Raw genomic sequence first — 19491 nt, forward strand, 5'->3', positions numbered from 1 at the left:
GTTATCCCAGTCTTACAGGTAGGTTGCCCACGTGTTACTCACCCGTCCGCCGCTCGTTCCACAAACTTCACCCCGAAGGGATCCGTCTACTTCCCGCGCTCGACTTGCATGTATTAGGCACGCCGCCAGCGTTCGTCCTGAGCCAAGATCAAACTCTCCATAAAAGTTAGTTTGAATATGATTGACACCAATCAATCATCTATTGTCTTAGCTTTAAAAATTGAAATCAGGGTTTAAAAGTTTAACTTTTAACCTGTTTTCTTGACATACTGGTTGTTTTGTTCAGTTTTCAAGGAGCAAATTTCATTTCCGTCGCTCAAAATGGCGACTTTTTAAATATACCATCTTTCAAAGATAATGTCAATAATATAATTGATTAATTTTTAAAAGATGTTTGCGTTGCCGAATACTTTTAAATGAGCAACGTTATTTAATTTACCACGATTTCTTTTCTTAATCAAGGTTAAATTTTAATGAGTTTTGCCAGCGAAATTCGTTATGAATTTTTGCGACAGAATTAACTTTACCATGGCTATTATTTAAAGTCAATAATTATCTTAAGGCAATGAATCGTGCGTAGTATCAACAATAGAAGAGCTACAGTTCTAAGAAACTGAACCATAGCCCTGTATACCAATTTTTAATTAGAGAATTACTAGATTCATCATTTCCATCACTAATCATTAATACGATACTCCCGTTGATATACTCCTGCACCTTTTGTTTGAATTCTTTCCGCAATAAGAATTCCTTTCTCGGTTAAATAACTAAGCATCGCAGTTAAGTCTAATTGATACGGTGAAACTTTCCCGTTCTGTTTTAGTTCACCATGAGACCAACCATCCTCTTTAGTTTCCATAATACATAATAAATGTTTTGCAGATACTTCTGCTCTCGTACTAATAACAAAGTCAGAAGCGATTATCATGAGTTGCAGTCGTTTAGAAATAGCTTCATCACTTTGTATTAATTCGTCATATAATTTATACACTTCAGGATCTATTTGTCTTACTTGATTCCACAATGTTACTTCTGGATGATACCCCTTTTCAATTACTGCTAGTCTTGCTAAATAATGTAGTGAATGTACCATTCTGCTATAAGCATCTTTATATTGTTCTGATGCATAGAGATCCTTAACTTCACTGTAACTTTTAACTAACTTACCAAATTCCATCGCCTTGCGTAAGTCTCTTTTTTCATGTGGAAAGTTTCTCAGTTGATCTTTTAACTGCGAAAGGTATTCATTCCGATCAAAGATAACTTTTCCATCAATTATCCATTCAACTGCCTTCCGATATCCACTCGTATCAATCCATTCCATTAACAACTTTTCTGTCACTGTGTGCATTGCTGCAATTTTACCATCAAATTCGTAATGCTTTTCCTGCCACTCGCTTTCAGATTCGTCAACTATAATCAGTAATATAACATCAAAATTATCTGTAATCGGACTGTTTGGTTTTGTTTTTTCTATTATAACGATTCCTAATGTACTAGCATTCCCAGCTCGTTCTTGAAATATCGGTCTCAATAAATCTTCCATGTCACAAATCCTCCATTTACTTGGCAGCTAAAGAAGTATAAATACTTTCTTACTGCATAAGTGCATCTAAGGCTTTCACCATTAAAGCTTGGTGATAAGCCAAGTTTTCTAAACTACTATAATATATTTCGTTATAATTTTGTGAAATCCTTTTTTTAAAATCAAAAAAAACATGAAAATATGCTATACTACCCATGTAACATATAAGGAGGACAAACATGGCGCAACAATTAGTCTATTCAAGTAAAATTAATAAAATCCGATCTTTTGCTCTAATTCAGATATTCATCGGATTTGCATTCATGTACGGAGGAATCTTAACGAAGAAAATTGAATGGTTAATGGTAACATTCTTTATAATAGGTGTATTATTTGTGATTTTCAGCTGTGTTGTTTATTTCTGGATTGGTTTGTTATCAACTAAGGCTGTTCCAATCATTTGTCCAAACTGCGAAAATCCAACAAAGATGCTTGGCCGTGTAGATGCTTGTATGCACTGTAAAGAACCGTTAACACTTGATAAGGATTTGGAAGGTAAAGAGTTCGATGAAAAGTACAATACAAGAAAATATCGAAAAGAAGCAAAAGCTAATACGAAGAATAATGAATAAATCCGTCACTATGGCGGATTTTTTTAACAGTTAAGAAATACTTTCTGCTAAATTTGTAATAATACAGGCACATCCTGAAGTAGTCCGTACAGAATACGGGCTTAAACTTTTGGCGAAATTTGATAAAGAAAGTGGGCGATAGCTTATGTGCAGATTAACGTTTGATTTTACTGATCATAATGGAAAGAAAAACCCAATACTTTTCAAGGACCCACTGGAAATTATCGATGCTACATGCATTGAGGAAGTAAAACCAGCACTGAAAAAAATCCAGGAAGCTATTGATTCTGGTTTCTATGCAGCAGGATATTTATCTTATGAAGCTGCACCAGCCTTTGATAACGCCTATCAGGTTAATTCAGATTCAAAAATGCCGTTGCTATGGTTCGGGATTTTTCAGGATGCAATTCATGAAATAGAAAGCAAAAAAGCTTCCTATAATGTTAGTGAATGGAAACCAACTGTAGGTATAGAAGAATATAATTCCAATATTGATAGAATAAAAAATCATATTAAATTAGGCGAGACATATCAAGTGAATTATACAATTCGTATGGAATCTGAATTTGAAGGGGATGCTACCGCTTTTTACAATCACTTAGCCAGTGCACAAACTTCAGATTACAGTGCGTATATGGATATTGGTGATTTCTCCATTTTATCCGCTTCTCCAGAGTTATTTTTTAAAATACGAAATGGAAAAATTACAACAAAGCCAATGAAGGGTACAATCGGGCGAGGAAAATCATACAGTGAAGATCTCAAAAACGCTGAATGGCTTCACCAATCAGAAAAGAACCGGGCTGAAAACGTAATGATTGTTGACTTATTACGCAATGATCTGGGTATGATTGCGAAACCGGGTTCTGTGAAGGTACCAAGACTATATTCAATAGAGAAATATCCCACTGTTTATCAAATGACCTCAACAGTAACTGCAGAAATTAAGGATGGCACAAAAATACTCGATATATTTAACGCATTATTCCCATGCGGATCTATAACTGGCGCCCCAAAAGTAAGTACAATGAAGATTATATCTACTTTAGAACCTTCACCACGTGAGGTTTATTGCGGAACTATGGGTTATATCACCCCTAACCAGGAAGCGATTTTTAACGTGCCAATTCGGACAGTCATAATTGATAACCGCGATGGCAGTGCTCAATACGGCGTAGGCGGCGGAATTACTTGGGACTCCACAAAACAAGGTGAATATGAAGAAATTCTACAAAAAACAAAATTGTTAACGATGGACAAATGTGATTTTCAACTTCTAGAAACGCTAGGATTAATCGATGGAAAGTATATCGTTTTAGATTACCACTTAGAACGATTAGAAAATTCAGCTGCCTACTATAACTTTCAGATTGATTTAGCACAGGTAAGGAAGAGATTGATTAAATTTGCAGAATCACTTCCTAAAGATGAATATCGCGTACGTTTACTCGTATCAGCAGATGGAGAAATCTCTATAGAAAGCAATGTTGCTACTGTCCTTGATAAGCCTGTATATGTAAAATTGGCACCTAATCCCATCAACAAACAGAATGAGTTTTTGTATCATAAAACAACTAACCGTACAGTATATGAAAAGTTCGACAAGACTGGTGTATTTGATGTTTTGCTATGGAACGAGGAACGTGAAATAACGGAATTCACCATTGGTAATGTTGTAATCGAATTGAATGACAAGCTATATACACCACCTGTTGATTGTGGATTATTAGCTGGAACGTATCGGAAATACTTATTAGAAGAAGGCATTATAATGGAACGAAAGATATTATTGGAAGAGATTCATTTATGTTCGAAGGTTTGGCTTATAAATAGTGTGCGAAAATGGGTGGAGGTCAGATTTGAATAATATAAATAAACCCAGTTGCCCTCATCAGGCATCTGGATTTTTTATTTTTAATTAATGCTTTTGTGTTTGTAATTGTTGGCAGTCTTCACATTTACCATATATTTCCATTCGATGATGACTAACATCAAAACCTGTTACCTGCTCAGCCAACGATTCCACTTCATCCAAAGTTGGATAATGGAAATCAACTATCCTGCCACATGCGTCACAAATAATATGGTAGTGTTCCGTTGTATTGCAGTCAAAGCGGCTTGAGGAATCTCCATAAGTAAGTTCACGAACAAGTCCAATCTCACGCAATACACGTAAGTTATTGTAGACTGTAGCAACACTCATGTTTGGGAACTTTCCTTCTAAAGCCTTATAAATATCATCAGCTGTCGGGTGAATAGTCGAGTTAAGAAGATAGTCAAGAACGGCATGACGTTGTGGTGTAATCCGAACGCCAGAGTCTTTCAACGTATTAATGGCTTCATTTAATTTATTTTCAGACACCGTCATGCACCTCACTTTCAATTGTATGGTCGAAACTAATAATATTCTTATATTATAATCTTTATAATTAGTTTACCTGCTCGTGCAGTATTCTGTCAATATAAGTATATTGGAACTTTAAAGTTATTATAACCTGAAAAGAAAAAACGAACGATTCCAATATTTGAAAAGCGCTCGCTTTTATATAAATTAGATGTCTGCATATAATGGTATTTCTTTACCCTTCAAGCTTTGATTAACATACCTGGCGGCGACAAATAAAAAGTCAGATAATCGGTTTAAGTACGATACAACAAGTGGATTAACAGCTTCATCGCCCATTCCAACTGCTGTACGCTCCGCCCTTCTTGCCACAGTTCTTGCCGTGTGTAATGCACTTGATGCACTATGTCCCGACGGTAGAATAAAGTTTCGTAAGGGCTCAAGGGTTTTATCCCATTCATCAATTTGATCCTCAAGCTCCTGAATATGCTCTTTTTTCAGTTTCCAGGTAACTTCCTTATCCTTAGGCGTTGCAAGCTCCGCCCCAACATGAAATAAAATCGTTTGAATGCGGTGCATTTTTTCCAAAAACGCGTCCTTTTCCGACCAATCTTCTTTATCAAGAAAACTTAATGCCAACCCAATCATCGAGTTTGCCTCATCACATGTCCCGTAGGCTTCGACGCGTAAATCATCCTTCGGCACACGTTGTCCATAAATTAACGATGTTGTTCCCTTATCGCCTGATCTAGTATAGATTCGCATATTAATACCCCCTGGTTAGATCAATTTTATTAACATAATCATTGCGATTTTCCAGATATGTTTGAAGATTTGTTTCAAAAATATCCAATGCACGAGTCTGGTAATGTGGTGAAATACCTGATAGATGCGGGGTTACCGTAACATTATCTTCCTCCCAAAGAGGATGATTTTCTGGAAGTGGTTCCGTTTCAAAAACATCCAATACTGCATGAGCTATTTCCTCTTCCTGTATTGCTTTTAATATATCATCTCCACGAACCGCATCTCCACGTCCCATGTTTAGGAACACTGCATGATTAGGCATCATTTGAAAGTGTTCAAACGTAAAAAAGTCCTTCGTCTCAGATGTGCTGGGCAAAACAGACACAACAAAGTCTGCTTCCTGCAACACTTCTTCCATTGATTCATTTGTAAAATTATAATCAAAATACTCTACTGGACTGCCACTTCTGGAAATGCCGTATGTTTTCATTTGAAACGCTTTCGCAAGTCGTGCTACTTCTTGTCCAATAGCACCTGTTCCAGCAATTAGCAACGTTTTCCCGGTGATTTCATTCATTCGAACTGATCTGTCCCATTTATTTTCTGCTTCATTTTGTATTAGCTGTTTTCCCTGACGATATACTTGAAGCAGCGAAAAAATAGCGTACTCAGCCATTGGTTGCTTATGTATTCCTCTGGCGTTTGTAACAAGAATACCTTTTTCATGAATTGCTTTGAATGGCATTTCGTCCATTCCAGCAGAAATTACCATAATCCATTTCAATTGTGTTGCCTGGCTGATTAAATTCGTTGTAAGATCTTCACCATATGTTAGTAAAATTTCTGCTTTGTCTAAGTGCTCTTTAGCCTCATCCATATTCTTACAAAAAATGAACACTTCATCTGGATATTTTTCGTTAAGTTTTGTTTTATGTTTGTCTGATAGTTTTGCTGAAGATAAAATCACCCAGTCCAATACCTCCTATGTCTCTGTCTACTTCTATAGTAACCGTTTTCTTTTAAAATTTCCATTGATGAAAATATGTTTAATAGTACGGTATTTAATAATCATATCAAATTTAAGCGAACAATTCTTAATATAAAAAAGATCGTCCCTAATTTTCTGATCATGATTTTGATTCGTATTGCCATTTACTTGAGCAAATCCGGTAATCCCAGGTTTCACTTGTAACCGTTGTGCCTGATATTCATTATAGTATTCGACAATCTCTACAATTTCCGGACTTGGCCCTACAAGACTCATGTCTCCTTTAAGCACATTATATAGCAGTGGAAGCCGATCAAGGCGATATTTTTTAAGCCATCTTCCAGTGTGTGTCACATTTTGATAAGGATCGCGGTTAAAATTAAACTGATCCGGAACCCCATTGTTCCATGATTTCGGAAATGGATGCGGTGGTAATGATCGAATTACCTTTGATGGATTTGTGAGCGTACGGAACTTTCTAATTAAAAAAGGGCGATTATCTTTTCCCATACGAACTTGTCGAAAAAGTATCGGCCCCCCATCTTTTTTTAATATCCGATAACATATTATCAATAGCCATGGCCACAATATAAGTATCAGTATGAAACTTCCTATTATATCAACAACTCGCTTTACTATAAAAAACATATTGATATCTATATATGACGCAGGTTTAGATCGAACATTTTGACGAATTTCCATGCAACACACCCCGCTTTTATTGTATTCACTACATTTTATTCTGGTAAATGGGCTTGTATTACTATAGATACGAAAATGTAATATTAGAAAACCTGACTTTATGCAGTAAGTAAGAATTTATACGTATTTACTGCTAAAAAGAAGGCAGCCCATTTGAGATGAACTGCCCCCGCATAATTATTTATTTTCACGAATAAACTCCAACGCTTTTTCAACATGACCTTCAACTTTTACTTTACGGTATTCCTGCTGAAGATTGCCTTCTTTATCAATGATGAACGTAGACCGTTCGATACCATAATATTCTTTTCCAAAGTTTTTCTTCAGCTTCCAAACATCATAGTCTTCAGCTACCTTATGATCTTCATCTGCCAATAATAAAAATGGAAGATCATGCTTATCAATAAATTTCTGGTGTCGTTCAACTGGATCAGGACTAACTCCTATAATAACTGCATCAAGTTCGCTAAAGCTCTCTTGTGCATCACGGAAATCGCATGCTTCTGTTGTGCATCCTGGCGTCATATCTTTCGGGTAAAAATAAAGCACAACATGTTTTCCTTTAAAGTCGGATAAGCTAACTTCTTTTCCGTCCTGACTTGGTAATGAGAAATCTGCCGCTTGTTTGCCTATTTCTACACTCATTGTTATATCCCTCCATAAATTTTACGATTATCTTCACTATAGCATATCAGTCTACTCGTCTCTATTTTCTTGATTCGACTGTACAAGACGAAGTACGAAAGCAGTTGGAAGGATATAACCGATTATCGCCTGAACTAAGGCTATGAAACGTCCTACTCCAATTGGTGTAATATCACCATACCCAATTGTTAGCAATGTCACCCCACTAAAGTAAAGCGAATGACTGATAGAACCAATTACACTTACCTTCCTCAGCTCCCCATTCTCGACTAATAAAATATTGTTAATGGATAAAATAAAATAGATTAGACCAAAACCAAGAATAACAATAAGATAAATCACTAATAACGTGTAAAAAATTTCAGCAGAAAAACGGCTCTCACGCATCTGTATATTTACTCGCAATCTTCCTCCACGTATAAAATCGACAAGACTAGCCAGCAGTATAATACATATACCTATTATAATAATCCATAGAAATAAGCCCATAAGATCCCCCGCTCTACGATATACATATGCTTATCCACCTGTTCATTTGTCATTTATTTTTCGAGATTAATAAGATAGGATATAAATAGTTCCATAAAGGGGGTTCTCCCATAGAAAGTGGATTTCCATCCATAATACAGCAAAGCTAAAGAAAGCAATGTAATTTAGGAGGCATTTTAATGGATTTCACAAAATCAAAAGAACTACACGAGGAAGCACTTGAACATATTGTCGGCGGTGTAAACTCACCTTCACGTGCCTATAAAGGTGTTGGTGGTGGCACACCGATTTATATGGAACATGCTAAAGGTGCACACTTCTGGGATGTTGACGATAACAGCTACATCGACTATTTAGCGGCATATGGTCCAATTATCACGGGACATGCCCACCCACATATTGCAGAAGCAATAACACATGCTGCAACAAATGGTGTGCTTTACGGTACGCCTACGAGACTTGAAAATAAATTTGCAAAAATGCTTAAATCCGCTATTCCATCATTAGAAAAAGTGCGTTTTGTTAATTCAGGTACTGAAGCTGTAATGACTACAGTCCGTGTCGCCCGTGCATATACAAACAGGAATAAAGTTATCAAATTTTCAGGCTGCTACCATGGTCATTTTGACTCTGTATTGGTCGAAGCTGGTTCAGGACCAGCTACATTAGGAACGCCTGACTCAGCGGGTATCCCCAAGGCTGTAGCTGAGGATATCATTACAGTTCCATTTAATGATCTCGATGCATTCAAAGAAGCAATAGATCATTGGGGTGACCAAATTGCTGCAGTATTAGTCGAACCGATTGTTGGTAACTTTGGAATCGTAGAACCGCATGCCGGCTTCTTGCAGGCCGTTAATGACATGACACATGATGCAGGTGCATTAGTAATTTACGATGAAGTAATTACAGCATTTCGTTTCACATATGGAAGCGCGCAGCAGGTTTATGGAATTGAACCTGACATGACTGCAATGGGGAAAATTATCGGCGGTGGATTGCCAATCGGTGCATATGGTGGCCGTCAGGATATAATGGAACAAGTGGCGCCGCTTGGACCAGCATACCAAGCCGGGACAATGGCCGGTAATCCTGCATCGATGGCAGCAGGAATCGCTTGCCTGGAAATATTGCAGGAAGTTGGTGTGTATGAAAAATTGGATCAATTAGGAGCTAGATTGGAAACTGGAATATTGCAAAAGGCTTCTGAAGTAAATATCCCCATCTCTGTAAACAGATTATGTGGTGCATTAACCGTCTATTTCGGTGATGGTGTAATCACAAATTATGCTCAAGCTGAAGCAAGTGACGGCGAGGCATTTGCTCAATTCTTTAAATTGATGCTTGACCAGGGTATTAATTTAGCACCATCTAAATTCGAAGCATGGTTCATAACTACAGAACATACTGAGGAAGATATCGACAAAACAATTGAAGCTGTTGGACATGCATTTCGTGTAATGGCTGACAAGTAAATCAATACTAATACACTCTCCATTGGAGGGTGTATTTTTAATTTACTCTTTTTGGTAAGGTAAGTTATTTTAATGCCTCAGTAGATATAAGTTGTGACAAAATATATACCTATCCGGAAATATACTACGCTTTCCTTGGTCAACGCTTCATCTTTCTCGGAAGTAAAACCAGCTGCGTGGTCTCAGAGCCACACTACATACTACGAATTGGTTACACTTAATCTGTGTCGCAATAAATAGAGATAGCATCAGACTATACTAAAAGAGCCTTTACCTAACTAACACTTTAAAATAAAGCCTTCTTTTTACTAGAATCGAAACTCACAAAGAAAAAGTGGCATCAATTGAAAATTTTTTTCAGATGCCACTTTTTGCAGCTGGCGTTCGATAGTAGTTATAGATAATAGAAAAGCGGTTCTTTCACTATTATAAAAAAGTGACCTTTTCGAACTTATCCGGACACAGATGCCTTTATTTTAAATTTATCATGGTTAATATATGATATTTGTGTCAAATAAGGTCTCTGGTGTCCGCAAAATCTCCAATTTATTCAACGATTATTTGTATGAAAAACACATCTCTAATTCGTTTACAACATTTTCATGATAGATGGTGGCTGCGGATTCAGCAGTCATGGTAGTTTCTTAACTTAATAGAGATTAGGCATTCGTTAAGAAGTTCTTATGAAAGTATATTTTGCTATCTTAGAACCCCTTATACTCTTGAGTGCATGCCTTTGGGCGAATTGACTTCATTGCACTTATGCAGTAGAAACTGCGAACCCAAAGTGGCTATTTACCAAAAAACCCCTCCACAATCAAATGTGAAGGAGCTTCCCCGAAATTACGTGCCTATAGATTCATGATCATCCAGGTTTTGAACCTGATACAATTTATAATAATTTCCTTTTCGCTTCATTAATTCAGCGTGGGACCCACTCTCCTGAATTTCACCGTTTTCAATGACGACAATTCGGTCAGCGTGGGTAATTGTTGCTAATCTGTGTGCCACAATAAATGTCGTACGATCAGATGCCAGCTTTTCGACGGCTTCCTGAATGGTGTGTTCACTTTCTAAATCAAGCGCGGAGGTCGCTTCGTCAAAAATTAGGATAGGCGGGTTCTTTAAAAATACACGTGCAATTGCAATGCGTTGTTTTTGCCCGCCAGAAAGTTTAACACCTCGTTCGCCAACAAGTGTATCATATCCATGAACTAATCCTTCAATAAAGTCATGAGCGTTCGCAGCCTTTGCTGCAGCAATAACCTCTTCATCTGTGGCATCAGGGTTTCCCATCCGAATATTCATTGATATAGATTCACTAAACAATGTATTATCTTGTAAAACCATTCCGATGTTATCACGTAATGACCTTGCCTTAACATCTCTGATATCATTACCATCAACTTTTATCGATCCTTTTGTTACATCATAAAACCGTGGAATAAGGCTAATGAGGGTTGATTTACCTCCTCCACTCATCCCTACAAACGCTATCGTCTCACCTTGTTGAACATTTAGAGAAACATTGCGTAATACTTCCTCTTCCTCTTCTTCATACTGGAATGAGACATTTTCGATATCAATTTTTCCATCAACACGACCAAGTTGCTTCGCATTTTCCTTATCGACAATATCATATTTTTCGTTCATTAACTCGAAAACACGGTCAATAGATGCAATTGACTGCGTTAGAACAGTTGAGGAACTAACAAGTCGGCGTAGTGGGCTATATACTCTTTCCATATATCCAACAAACGCAACCATTGTTCCCATTGTCAGACTGCCGCTAATAACCTGATAACCGGCGAATGCAATTACTAATAATGGTGCAAGATCAGTAATTGTATTCATTACCGCAAATGTCTTCGCATTCCAGTCTGTATGATTCAATGCTTTTTGTAAGAAATTATCATTCCGTGAATCAAATTGATCTTGCTCATATTCTTCCAAGGCAAAACTCCGTGTAACTGGAATACCTTGTACGCGCTCATGCAGATGGCCCTGGACTTCTGCAAGCGACTGCGAACGATCCCGTGTTAGACGCCTGAGTTTTCCATAAAAGTACTTAACGGAAAACCCGTATAATGGGAATAACATAATCGATACAAGTGTTAACCATACGTTCATTGTTAACATAATTATAATTGCAATTAAAATAGTAATCATATCTAGCCAAATATTCATTAACCCAGTTATCACGAAGGTTTTTGTTTGTTCGACATCATGTATTACCCGGGAAATAATTTCCCCGGTTTTTGTCTTAGAATAGAACCGAAGACTTAGCTTTTGAATGTGGTCAAACAGCTTATCCCTTACGTCATAAAGGATTGTGTTCCCTATCCATTGAGCCAAATATTGTCGAATGTATTCAATGGGGGGACGTAAAACAAGAAATATTACAAAAGCTCCACCCATTAACCAGAAAAGATCATTGAGTTTCGCAGCATCTGTCATATCTTCTGCATTAATAATATCATCAATAACATATTTTAAAATTAATGGCATTAACAACGGAATACCGAATTTAACGATACCTATGAGCACCGTCCAAAGTATTTTCCATTTATATGGTTTAACAAACTGTAAATATTCTTTAGTACTACTCATATACTTCGCTTCCTTATTTGATTAAGACTTTAATTGAAATGCGTTGTAACAAAGGCTTTTTTACACACTTCCTGCATTATAAGACTTTACTGATACGAATTCAATTAATCGGTTTATCACCTATATGTCAGATACCGTTCATACCACTGATCGATAAAGTCAGGTGAAAAAGGACCTTTGCGTTGTCTAACCCAGTGCAGTAAATATTCAATGTTATTATGCAAAATGCGATCTAGAACAGCGGGGTAATTCATCTGCTGCTTATGCTCTTCATATTCATCTTCATCGAGCAAATCATATGTCATATCAGGGTACACTTTTATATCTAAATCATAATCAATATACTTTAATGCCTCATCATCATATACAAATGGAGAACTAATATTACAATAATAGTGTATCCCATCATTACGCAGCATACCTATAATGTTAAACCAATATTTTGAATGGAAATATGTAATAGCTGGTTCACGTGTGATCCAAGTTCTGCCATCACTCTCTTTTACCATTGTTTTATCATTTGCGCCAATTACAATTAATTCTGTTCCTTTCAAAACAAGACTGTTTTCCCATACACGATGTAGTTGTCCGTTATGTTTATAGCTTTGTATCTCCATTGTTGACCCTGCTTTTGGACAAGACATTCTATCTCTCCTTCTAATCACATCTCTTTATCCTTATATTATAAGGCCAAGAAAAGTATAGATAAAGCAAAGTCTTTTATAAGACTTGGCATTCGTTACAGCGATTCTTATGAAAGCATATTTTGCTTTCTAAGAACCCCTTTTACTTTGGAATGTATTCTTAATGGCAAGCGCCTTATTTGTACTATTTCAGAAAAATGTATTTAATGAAAAAAGAGCTTCCTGAGGCAGGAAGCTCTTTTGTGTCTAAAAATCGGGGATTGGTACGTTATTTTTTCTTTTGCTTAGATTGTTGGTTCTGCTTTCTAACTTCTTGAGCATTTGTTTCAGATGCAAATTCAGTACCGTACTGACCTTGCCCTTGTGCCGCTTTTTGATTTTGCTGTTTTACTTTTTGAACGTTTGTTCCAGCAGCTGATTTGTTAGGTTGTTGTTTCTTAGCCATCAGTATCACCTCCGCAATAATTAATTTCTCCATTTTAAAAATTGTTATCCATAATAACCGTAGTTAAAATTAACTTCAATTGGAATTAAATACCAATATCGAATAAAGGATGTATTTCTACATATAATAAGTAGGACAAGTATTCGTTAACGGAGGTTTTACAAATCGATACACCAAGAGATTTCGCCGAATTATCAATGATAAGCAAAAGACAGTGGAATAATAATGAATTGGATTATTTTCAGCATGCTCTCTCACAGCTTTTACCATATGTAAATGCAGAGGGATTGTCGATATTAAAGGAAATAAATAATGAAATGCATAGAAGAGGATAATCGTTCCATAAGTGAAGCTGCCACAATTAGATGGCAGCTCATTCTTCACGCATATATTTCATCATTTTTTGGTGCGAAACCGGGAAGGGATAATCAGCTAACCTATTTTTATCGACCAACTCAACCCTTTTATCAGTGACCTGTACACTTCCTGTAGTTGCTTCAATAATATCGAGTTGCCATATAAGATGAGAAAATACATGCTTTAATTTTCCTAACTTATTTCCTAAGTCAACCTGTACACCGTATTCCATCTCAACCCAATTTTCGATATGGTCCATCCCAATTTCATCTATAGGCACCATCGGAAATTGCCACATATTAGCAAGAAGACCTGTTTCGGAACGTTTTTCAATAACATATTGGTTCTTTTCATTTCGAATTAATAATGCAACATACGGAATTGTCTTCTGCTTTTTAGCTTTTGATTTTATTGGTAATTCCTGTTCAACACCTTCTTCAAATGCCCTGCATTGCTCTTGAACGGGACACAACATACACATAGGAGATTTTGGTGTACACACTAAGGCACCCAGTTCCATTATCCCTTGATTAAATGCAGATGGATCTTCATCCGAAATCATTTTTTTTGTATAACGCTCAAAATGCTTTTTCACTTTAGGCTGAGCAATATCCTCTTCTATTTTTAAAACACGTGATAATACACGCATTACGTTCCCGTCAACCGCCGGCTCAGGCTGATTGAAAGCAATTGATAGTATAGCCCCTTGTGTATATGGACCAACACCTTTTAAAGCGCCCAATTCTTTTGGATTAGCAGGAACTTTACTTCCATAAGCAGAAACAACTTCTCTGACAGCGTTTTGTAAGTTACGAGCTCGGGAATAATATCCAAGACCTTCCCATGTTTTTAAAACATCTTGTTGGTCAGCATCTGCTAAATCTTGTAACGTTGGATACTTTGTAATAAATCGTTGAAAATAAGGGATAACTGTATCAACTTTTGTTTGCTGCAGCATTATTTCAGAGACCCATACTTTATATGGATCCTGATCTTTGCGCCATGGAAGGTCACGTTTGTTGGCATGATACCAGTTAATTAAATTAGCCTGAAATTTAAAAATGTCGAAATTCTGTAATGTCTTATCAATCATACCTTTACATCCTTTATGTTATAATTATTAAGTGAAAAGTAATTCTCGACAAGTGACAGGCACCACCCGAAATTTGTCGAATTATTTTGTCTAGGAGGGCCTGGTTTTATGGATACTGGTACCCATATTGCTATGGGCGTTGCACTTGGTGGTCTAGCAACGTTAGACCCAGCAGTGCAAAGTGATCCTACATTGTTCAATGCTATACTTGTCGGTACAATTGTAGGTTCACACGCGCCAGATTTTGATACTGTCTTAAAACTTAAAAATAACGCTGTTTATATACGTCATCATCGTGGGGCAACTCACTCTATCCCGGCTGTGTTAATGTGGGGAGTCGTAATCGCTGGTCTTATCCATGCAGTCTTTCCAAGTGTTAATTTCTTACACCTATGGGCTTGGACTGCTCTGGCTGTCATCATCCACGTCCTCGTTGATATTCCAAATGCCTATGGAACACAAGCATATCGGCCATTCACAGATAAGTGGGTTGCAAAAGGGTTTATCAACACGTTTGACCCATATATTTTCCTGCTTCATATTGGAGGAATTGTTGCCTGGATGCTTGGTGCAAACCCTGGATTCACTATGTTAGTCATCTACGCGGTAATTTTATTATATTATATTAAACGTTATATAGATAAAAAAGATATCGTTCAGAAAATCCATGATTATTTTCCAGATACCGAGCAAATCGCAACTTCGCCTACCATAAAGCAAAATGAATGGCGTGTTGCTATTACAACAACAGACAAATTTTATGTAGGTTCAGTAATACACGGACACATTGAGATATTGGAAGAATTTGAAAAAGTCCAATTACCAAATAACAAATTAATGAATTTAGCCAAAAAAGATAAAAATATCTCAGCCTTTTTATCATTTTCACCTGTTTATCGGTGGGAAATTAATGATTACGATGATTTTACCGAAATTCGGTTTATAGATTTGAGATACCGTTCCAATGAGCATTACCCGTTTGTAGCCGTCGTACAAATAGACGATAACATGAGAATAATGACCTCCTATACTGGATGGATCTTCTCCGAACAAAAATTACAGAATAAATTAGATGTGGAAAATAATCCAATTTAAACAACAGCACGGAATACCCCCGCGCTGTTGTTTTACTTTTACTCCACTTTATCGCCTAGTAGTGAAATTGGAATAGCTTCTTCCTTTTCATACGTTTCATTTAGTAAATTAACTCGATGTCCCCAGGCAAACACACCATTTATATAATTTATTTTAAATTTATGACCAGGATCACCATTCAATTGATGTATGTCTGTAGCTTTAAAATCTTCCGGGTTAAGCATATAAGCCATTGCAACTTGTAATTTGCGCTCATAGATTGCCACTTCACTTATATTACCAAGCTGTTCAGCCTTCTGTGCTTTTTCCTTAAACTTACCAATCTCTTCTCGCAATTGTTCAAGCGAGTAATCACTATATCTTACATCCATTTTTGCATACTCCTTTCCTATCAGTTTACATTTTACCAAGAGTTTAAGAAAATAGAAATAATGATACTCACTATTCTAAGGAGGAAACTATATGCCAACTGTTGCAATTACAGGTGCAGGTAGTGGTCTAGGACGTGCACTTGCCTTACAATATGCCAGCCATAATTATAAAGTATTTTTACTGGGAAGAACCGACACAAAATTACATATGGTTCAAAATGACATCCTGAAAGGCGGCGGCCAAGCAGAGGTGATCCTCTGTGATGTTCAAGAACCAGCGTCAGTAAGTATAGCATTTCAACAAATAGGTGAACTAAATGTCTTTATCAATAATGCGGGAATTGGTATTTTCGGTCAGGTAGAGGATTATTCAATTGATGATATCGAATCAACATTAGACACTAATGTTAAAGGCACGATTTTGACAGTACAATCTGCTCTTCCGCAAATTCGTTCTAGTAAAGGACGGATATTAACGATTATTTCAACTGCAGGATTACGAGGGAAAGTAAATGAGTCAATTTATTGTGCGAGTAAGTTTGCTGTTAAAGGGTTCACAGAGAGCCTACAAAAAGAGTGGGAAAATGACTCCATTGCGATCACAGCAGTTTATATGGGTGGTATGAATACACCATTTTGGGATAAATCAACACACGTTGCCGATGCAACAAGCTTAAAAGGACCCGAAGTAGTTGCTGCGCAAATCTTCAGGGAAGATGATGGCAGGAAGGAAATATTTATTGATAAATAATTCCTTCACTTACTTGGATTAGGGGGGAGTTAATGAGCGAACCCCCTATCCTCACTCATCAAGCGAGGCCTCTAGGAATGTATCAATTAAATCGAAAGTAAACCCTTTTCTATACAAAGCTTCTTTCATCTTATTGCGTAATTCATAGCCTTCAAACTTCTGCTGGTGTTTACGAAGAAGCTTTTCACCTTGTTTCACAATCGCATCCCATTCAGCATCGTCATTTTTTTCTTCTTGTACGTCCGCCAGCACGTCCTTGATAACATCTTGTGTGAACCCTTTTTGCATTAATGTTGATTGCAGTTGCTGAACCTGTTGCTTAAATGAGTTGCTTTTACTTGTATTCAGTTTTTTCTCAACCCATTTTGTTGCTTTCACATGCTGTTCCTCATAGGTGAACAAATCAACCGCTTCACTAGCAATTAATTTGGAAACACCTTTATCCATTAATTCTTTTTTTACAAGCATCGGTCCCTTGCTTGCTGTTTGAATTCTTGTTCTGACAAATGAGTCAGCGAACTGCTTATCATCTATTAACCCCTCATCGAGGAGCTTGTCCATAATTTTCGTAATATGCTCTTCATCAACTTCTTTTTTAACAAGATAATCATAAATTTCTTTTTTTGTTCGCATTCGGTAGCTTAAAAAGTTTATTGCAAGGGTATGTGATTTATGTAATGTATCTTTTTGGATAAGTGTGGCGATCGTTGTATCGTCTAAATCAAGGTCTTTACGAAGCTTATGCTCGATTAATACCGCTTCATCTACACTGAAGCCGTATTTTTCACCTTGGCCCTCATCCAGAAAGATATTGAACCGATTCTTACGTTTTTTTTGTGTAGTGATCCGGGTAATTTTTGTCAATGTTTCTCACCCCTTTCCCTAATGATAACATGATTTTTTGCCCGGACACTACTGTAAGAATCGATATACTAAAAGCTCTAAAATAGAATAAACTAATATAGTAGTGATTAATTACTGGAGTGATAAAATGAATATATTAATTACAGGTGGAACCGGTTTTGTTGGCAGCCACCTTACAAAAGCTTTGAACGAGAAAGATCACCACGTTTACATACTCACACGCTCACCAGAAAAACATACAAACAGCGAAAAAACTTCTTTTATAGGTTATGATTATCAAGTTGAAAAACTCCCTACAATTCATGGAGTTATTAATCTTGCCGGAGATTCCTTATTTGGTTACTGGTCTAAGAAGAAAAAGGATGCTATTATAACCAGCCGAATAGAGACCACACAAAAAGTTATTGATATTATGAAACAGATGGACAAAAAACCAGACGTATTTATTACTGGATCAGCAATCGGTTATTATGGAACGTCAGAGGATTCTATTTTTACAGAAAGTACGACAGAACCAGGTGATGACTTTTTAGCTAAAGTAGTAGTGGATTGGGAGAAAACTGCAAAACAGGCTGAACAATTGGATATTCGAACGGTTTACACTCGATTTGGCGTCATTTTGGGTAAGGAAGGTGCCCTCCCTTACATGAAGCTTCCAATTAAAATGTTTGCTGGGGGGAAAATAGGTAATGGAGAGCAGTGGGTATCATGGGTTCATATTGAAGATGTTATCCAACTTATTCAATTCTGCTTATTTAATGCGCATATAAGTGGAGCTGTTAATATCACTTCCCCGTATCCAAAGCGTAATAATGATTTCACTAAAGTATTGGCAAAGGTACTAAAACGCCCATATTGGGTCTCTACCCCATCCCCTATAATCCGGACGGTAATTGGGGAAATGAGCCACCTGATTACAAAGGGACAATTCGTTTTACCACAACAAGCAAAAGATAATAATTATCAATTTTCATATCCATATCTTGAGGAGGCATTACGGGAGACAGAACGTGAATAGGTTGAAATGTATATATTTGTTTGTTGTGGATAATCCTAACACCAAAGCGTAAGCGAGGGGGTTGTCCTATGAAAAGTAAGCCAAAAGACCAGCGTGAAAAGTTTTTGTCCAAAACACAGGAAGTACTTTATCAGAAGGAATTTAAGCAGGCTGACAAGATACATGGTCAGTTATCTCAAAGAGGAAACCAAAGGTAATTCTTTGGTTTCTTTTTTATTTGGCTCTTTTCGTATAAGTCTCGCATATTCCAACTGCTGGTTTAAATGGTTTAATATCTTACTTTATCCATATGTGAATTTTTTTTAGGATCAAACGAGTCAAATCCAGCGCAGGAAATACACGGAGATTCCTGTGGGAACAGCAACAGCTGAAGATCCCGCAGGAAGCGTTTTTTGCTTCCGAGGAATCTGAGGCGTTGGCCACGGAAAGCGAAGTGTATTTCTGGAGCGGTGTCATAGCACTCGAGTTTTTTGGCATTATGTCGCAGTTTATATCTGTAGCAACAATCTTTTATATAACAGCCTCCTATTTATCCACAAATTTAATAACAGTGTTAATAACTCTTCAAAATCCCTCCACATATATGCCACTTATTCACAGTCTAGTTGTGCATAAAATTTTATCATCATGTTTATATTGTGGATATTTCACTAAAACGTTGTGTGTAAGTTGGCTTTAATGTTAATAACCTTGTGT

The 19491-nt window shown here is 36.9% G+C and carries 20 protein-coding genes and 1 rRNA gene; 7 read left to right on the forward strand and 14 right to left on the reverse strand.

Annotation, left to right across the window (positions count from 1 at the left end):
* Both BLS02_RS17150 and BLS02_RS17155 read right to left on the reverse strand, forming a co-directional pair.
* Positions 1-164: ribosomal RNA gene (locus BLS02_RS17150) — 16S ribosomal RNA — on the reverse strand; the annotation flags it as partial.
* A gap of 512 nt (positions 165-676) precedes the next feature.
* On the reverse strand, positions 677-1546 hold the full coding sequence (locus tag BLS02_RS17155) for a nucleotidyltransferase-like protein (RefSeq protein WP_092494254.1): 870 nt from the start codon (positions 1544-1546) through the stop codon (positions 677-679).
* Positions 1547-1764: 218 nt separating this feature from the next.
* Between BLS02_RS17155 and BLS02_RS17160 the strand changes: the two genes are divergently transcribed.
* Positions 1765-2157, forward strand: a complete 393-nt coding sequence (locus BLS02_RS17160) for a YgzB family protein (protein ID WP_092494255.1) — start codon at positions 1765-1767, stop codon at positions 2155-2157.
* A 145-nt stretch (positions 2158-2302) separates the two neighbouring features.
* Entirely contained in the window at positions 2303-4024 is a 1722-nt protein-coding gene (gene pabB, locus BLS02_RS17165; protein WP_092494256.1) for an aminodeoxychorismate synthase component I, read from the forward strand.
* A gap of 51 nt (positions 4025-4075) precedes the next feature.
* Here the strand turns inward: pabB and perR are convergent, their stop codons facing one another.
* The 6 genes from perR to BLS02_RS17195 form a co-directional block, all read right to left on the reverse strand.
* Positions 4076-4525 (reverse strand): peroxide-responsive transcriptional repressor PerR, encoded by a 450-nt coding sequence (gene perR / locus BLS02_RS17170; protein ID WP_092494257.1) that lies wholly within the window; start codon positions 4523-4525, stop codon positions 4076-4078.
* A 183-nt stretch (positions 4526-4708) separates the two neighbouring features.
* Positions 4709-5266 (reverse strand): cob(I)yrinic acid a,c-diamide adenosyltransferase, encoded by a 558-nt coding sequence (locus BLS02_RS17175; protein ID WP_092494258.1) that lies wholly within the window; start codon positions 5264-5266, stop codon positions 4709-4711.
* A 1-nt stretch (position 5267) separates the two neighbouring features.
* Positions 5268-6215: a D-2-hydroxyacid dehydrogenase gene (locus tag BLS02_RS17180; RefSeq protein ID WP_245736159.1), complete on the reverse strand. Its 948-nt coding sequence runs from the start codon at positions 6213-6215 to the stop codon at positions 5268-5270.
* A gap of 33 nt (positions 6216-6248) precedes the next feature.
* A complete protein-coding gene (locus BLS02_RS17185; RefSeq protein ID WP_092494259.1) occupies positions 6249-6938 on the reverse strand; it encodes a sugar transferase in 690 nt (229 codons plus the stop codon).
* Between the two features lie 177 nt (positions 6939-7115).
* Positions 7116-7583 (reverse strand): thioredoxin-dependent thiol peroxidase, encoded by a 468-nt coding sequence (bcp, locus tag BLS02_RS17190; protein ID WP_092494260.1) that lies wholly within the window; start codon positions 7581-7583, stop codon positions 7116-7118.
* 51 nt (positions 7584-7634) lie between these two features.
* Entirely contained in the window at positions 7635-8072 is a 438-nt protein-coding gene (locus tag BLS02_RS17195; RefSeq protein ID WP_092494261.1) for a potassium channel family protein, read from the reverse strand.
* 179 nt (positions 8073-8251) lie between these two features.
* Here BLS02_RS17195 and BLS02_RS17200 point away from each other — a divergent pair, with 179 nt between their 5' ends.
* Positions 8252-9547 carry a glutamate-1-semialdehyde 2,1-aminomutase gene (locus BLS02_RS17200; RefSeq protein ID WP_092494262.1) on the forward strand — a complete coding sequence of 432 codons (1296 nt, stop codon included), beginning with the start codon at positions 8252-8254 and terminating at the stop codon, positions 9545-9547.
* Between the two features lie 843 nt (positions 9548-10390).
* On the opposite strand, the gene BLS02_RS17205 is transcribed toward BLS02_RS17200, so the two are convergent.
* The 4 genes from BLS02_RS17205 to mutY all read right to left on the reverse strand — a co-directional run bounded on the left by BLS02_RS17205 (position 10391) and on the right by mutY (position 14696).
* Complete coding sequence (locus BLS02_RS17205; RefSeq protein WP_092494263.1) at positions 10391-12157, reverse strand: ABC transporter ATP-binding protein; 1767 nt, start codon at positions 12155-12157, stop codon at positions 10391-10393.
* A gap of 116 nt (positions 12158-12273) precedes the next feature.
* The gene (ntdP, locus tag BLS02_RS17210) at positions 12274-12801 is read right to left on the reverse strand and encodes a nucleoside tri-diphosphate phosphatase (protein ID WP_092494264.1); all 528 of its coding nucleotides are present in this window, start codon (positions 12799-12801) and stop codon (positions 12274-12276) included.
* Between the two features lie 268 nt (positions 12802-13069).
* A complete protein-coding gene (locus tag BLS02_RS17215) occupies positions 13070-13246 on the reverse strand; it encodes a gamma-type small acid-soluble spore protein (protein ID WP_092494265.1) in 177 nt (58 codons plus the stop codon).
* Between the two features lie 373 nt (positions 13247-13619).
* Positions 13620-14696, reverse strand: a complete 1077-nt coding sequence (gene mutY, locus BLS02_RS17220; RefSeq protein WP_092494266.1) for an A/G-specific adenine glycosylase — start codon at positions 14694-14696, stop codon at positions 13620-13622.
* Between the two features lie 108 nt (positions 14697-14804).
* On the opposite strand from mutY, the gene BLS02_RS17225 reads away from it, so the two are divergent.
* Positions 14805-15791 carry a metal-dependent hydrolase gene (locus tag BLS02_RS17225; RefSeq protein WP_092494267.1) on the forward strand — a complete coding sequence of 329 codons (987 nt, stop codon included), beginning with the start codon at positions 14805-14807 and terminating at the stop codon, positions 15789-15791.
* Between the two features lie 38 nt (positions 15792-15829).
* On the opposite strand, the gene BLS02_RS17230 is transcribed toward BLS02_RS17225, so the two are convergent.
* Positions 15830-16162 carry a YfhH family protein gene (locus BLS02_RS17230; RefSeq protein ID WP_092494268.1) on the reverse strand — a complete coding sequence of 111 codons (333 nt, stop codon included), beginning with the start codon at positions 16160-16162 and terminating at the stop codon, positions 15830-15832.
* Between the two features lie 91 nt (positions 16163-16253).
* Here BLS02_RS17230 and BLS02_RS17235 point away from each other — a divergent pair, with 91 nt between their 5' ends.
* Entirely contained in the window at positions 16254-16913 is a 660-nt protein-coding gene (locus tag BLS02_RS17235; RefSeq protein WP_092494269.1) for an SDR family NAD(P)-dependent oxidoreductase, read from the forward strand.
* A 51-nt stretch (positions 16914-16964) separates the two neighbouring features.
* Here BLS02_RS17235 and recX read toward each other — a convergent pair whose 3' ends face one another.
* Entirely contained in the window at positions 16965-17777 is an 813-nt protein-coding gene (recX, locus tag BLS02_RS17240; protein ID WP_092494270.1) for a recombination regulator RecX, read from the reverse strand.
* A 127-nt stretch (positions 17778-17904) separates the two neighbouring features.
* On the opposite strand from recX, the gene BLS02_RS17245 reads away from it, so the two are divergent.
* Positions 17905-18795 (forward strand): TIGR01777 family oxidoreductase, encoded by an 891-nt coding sequence (locus BLS02_RS17245; RefSeq protein ID WP_092494271.1) that lies wholly within the window; start codon positions 17905-17907, stop codon positions 18793-18795.
* 68 nt (positions 18796-18863) lie between these two features.
* Positions 18864-18992 carry a YfhE family protein gene (locus BLS02_RS17250; RefSeq protein WP_092494272.1) on the forward strand — a complete coding sequence of 43 codons (129 nt, stop codon included), beginning with the start codon at positions 18864-18866 and terminating at the stop codon, positions 18990-18992.
* Positions 18993-19491 lie beyond the last annotated feature (499 nt).

It is taken from the genome of Virgibacillus salinus (assembly GCF_900102415.1).
Taxonomy (GTDB): Bacteria; Bacillota; Bacilli; order Bacillales; family Amphibacillaceae; genus Lentibacillus; species Lentibacillus subterraneus.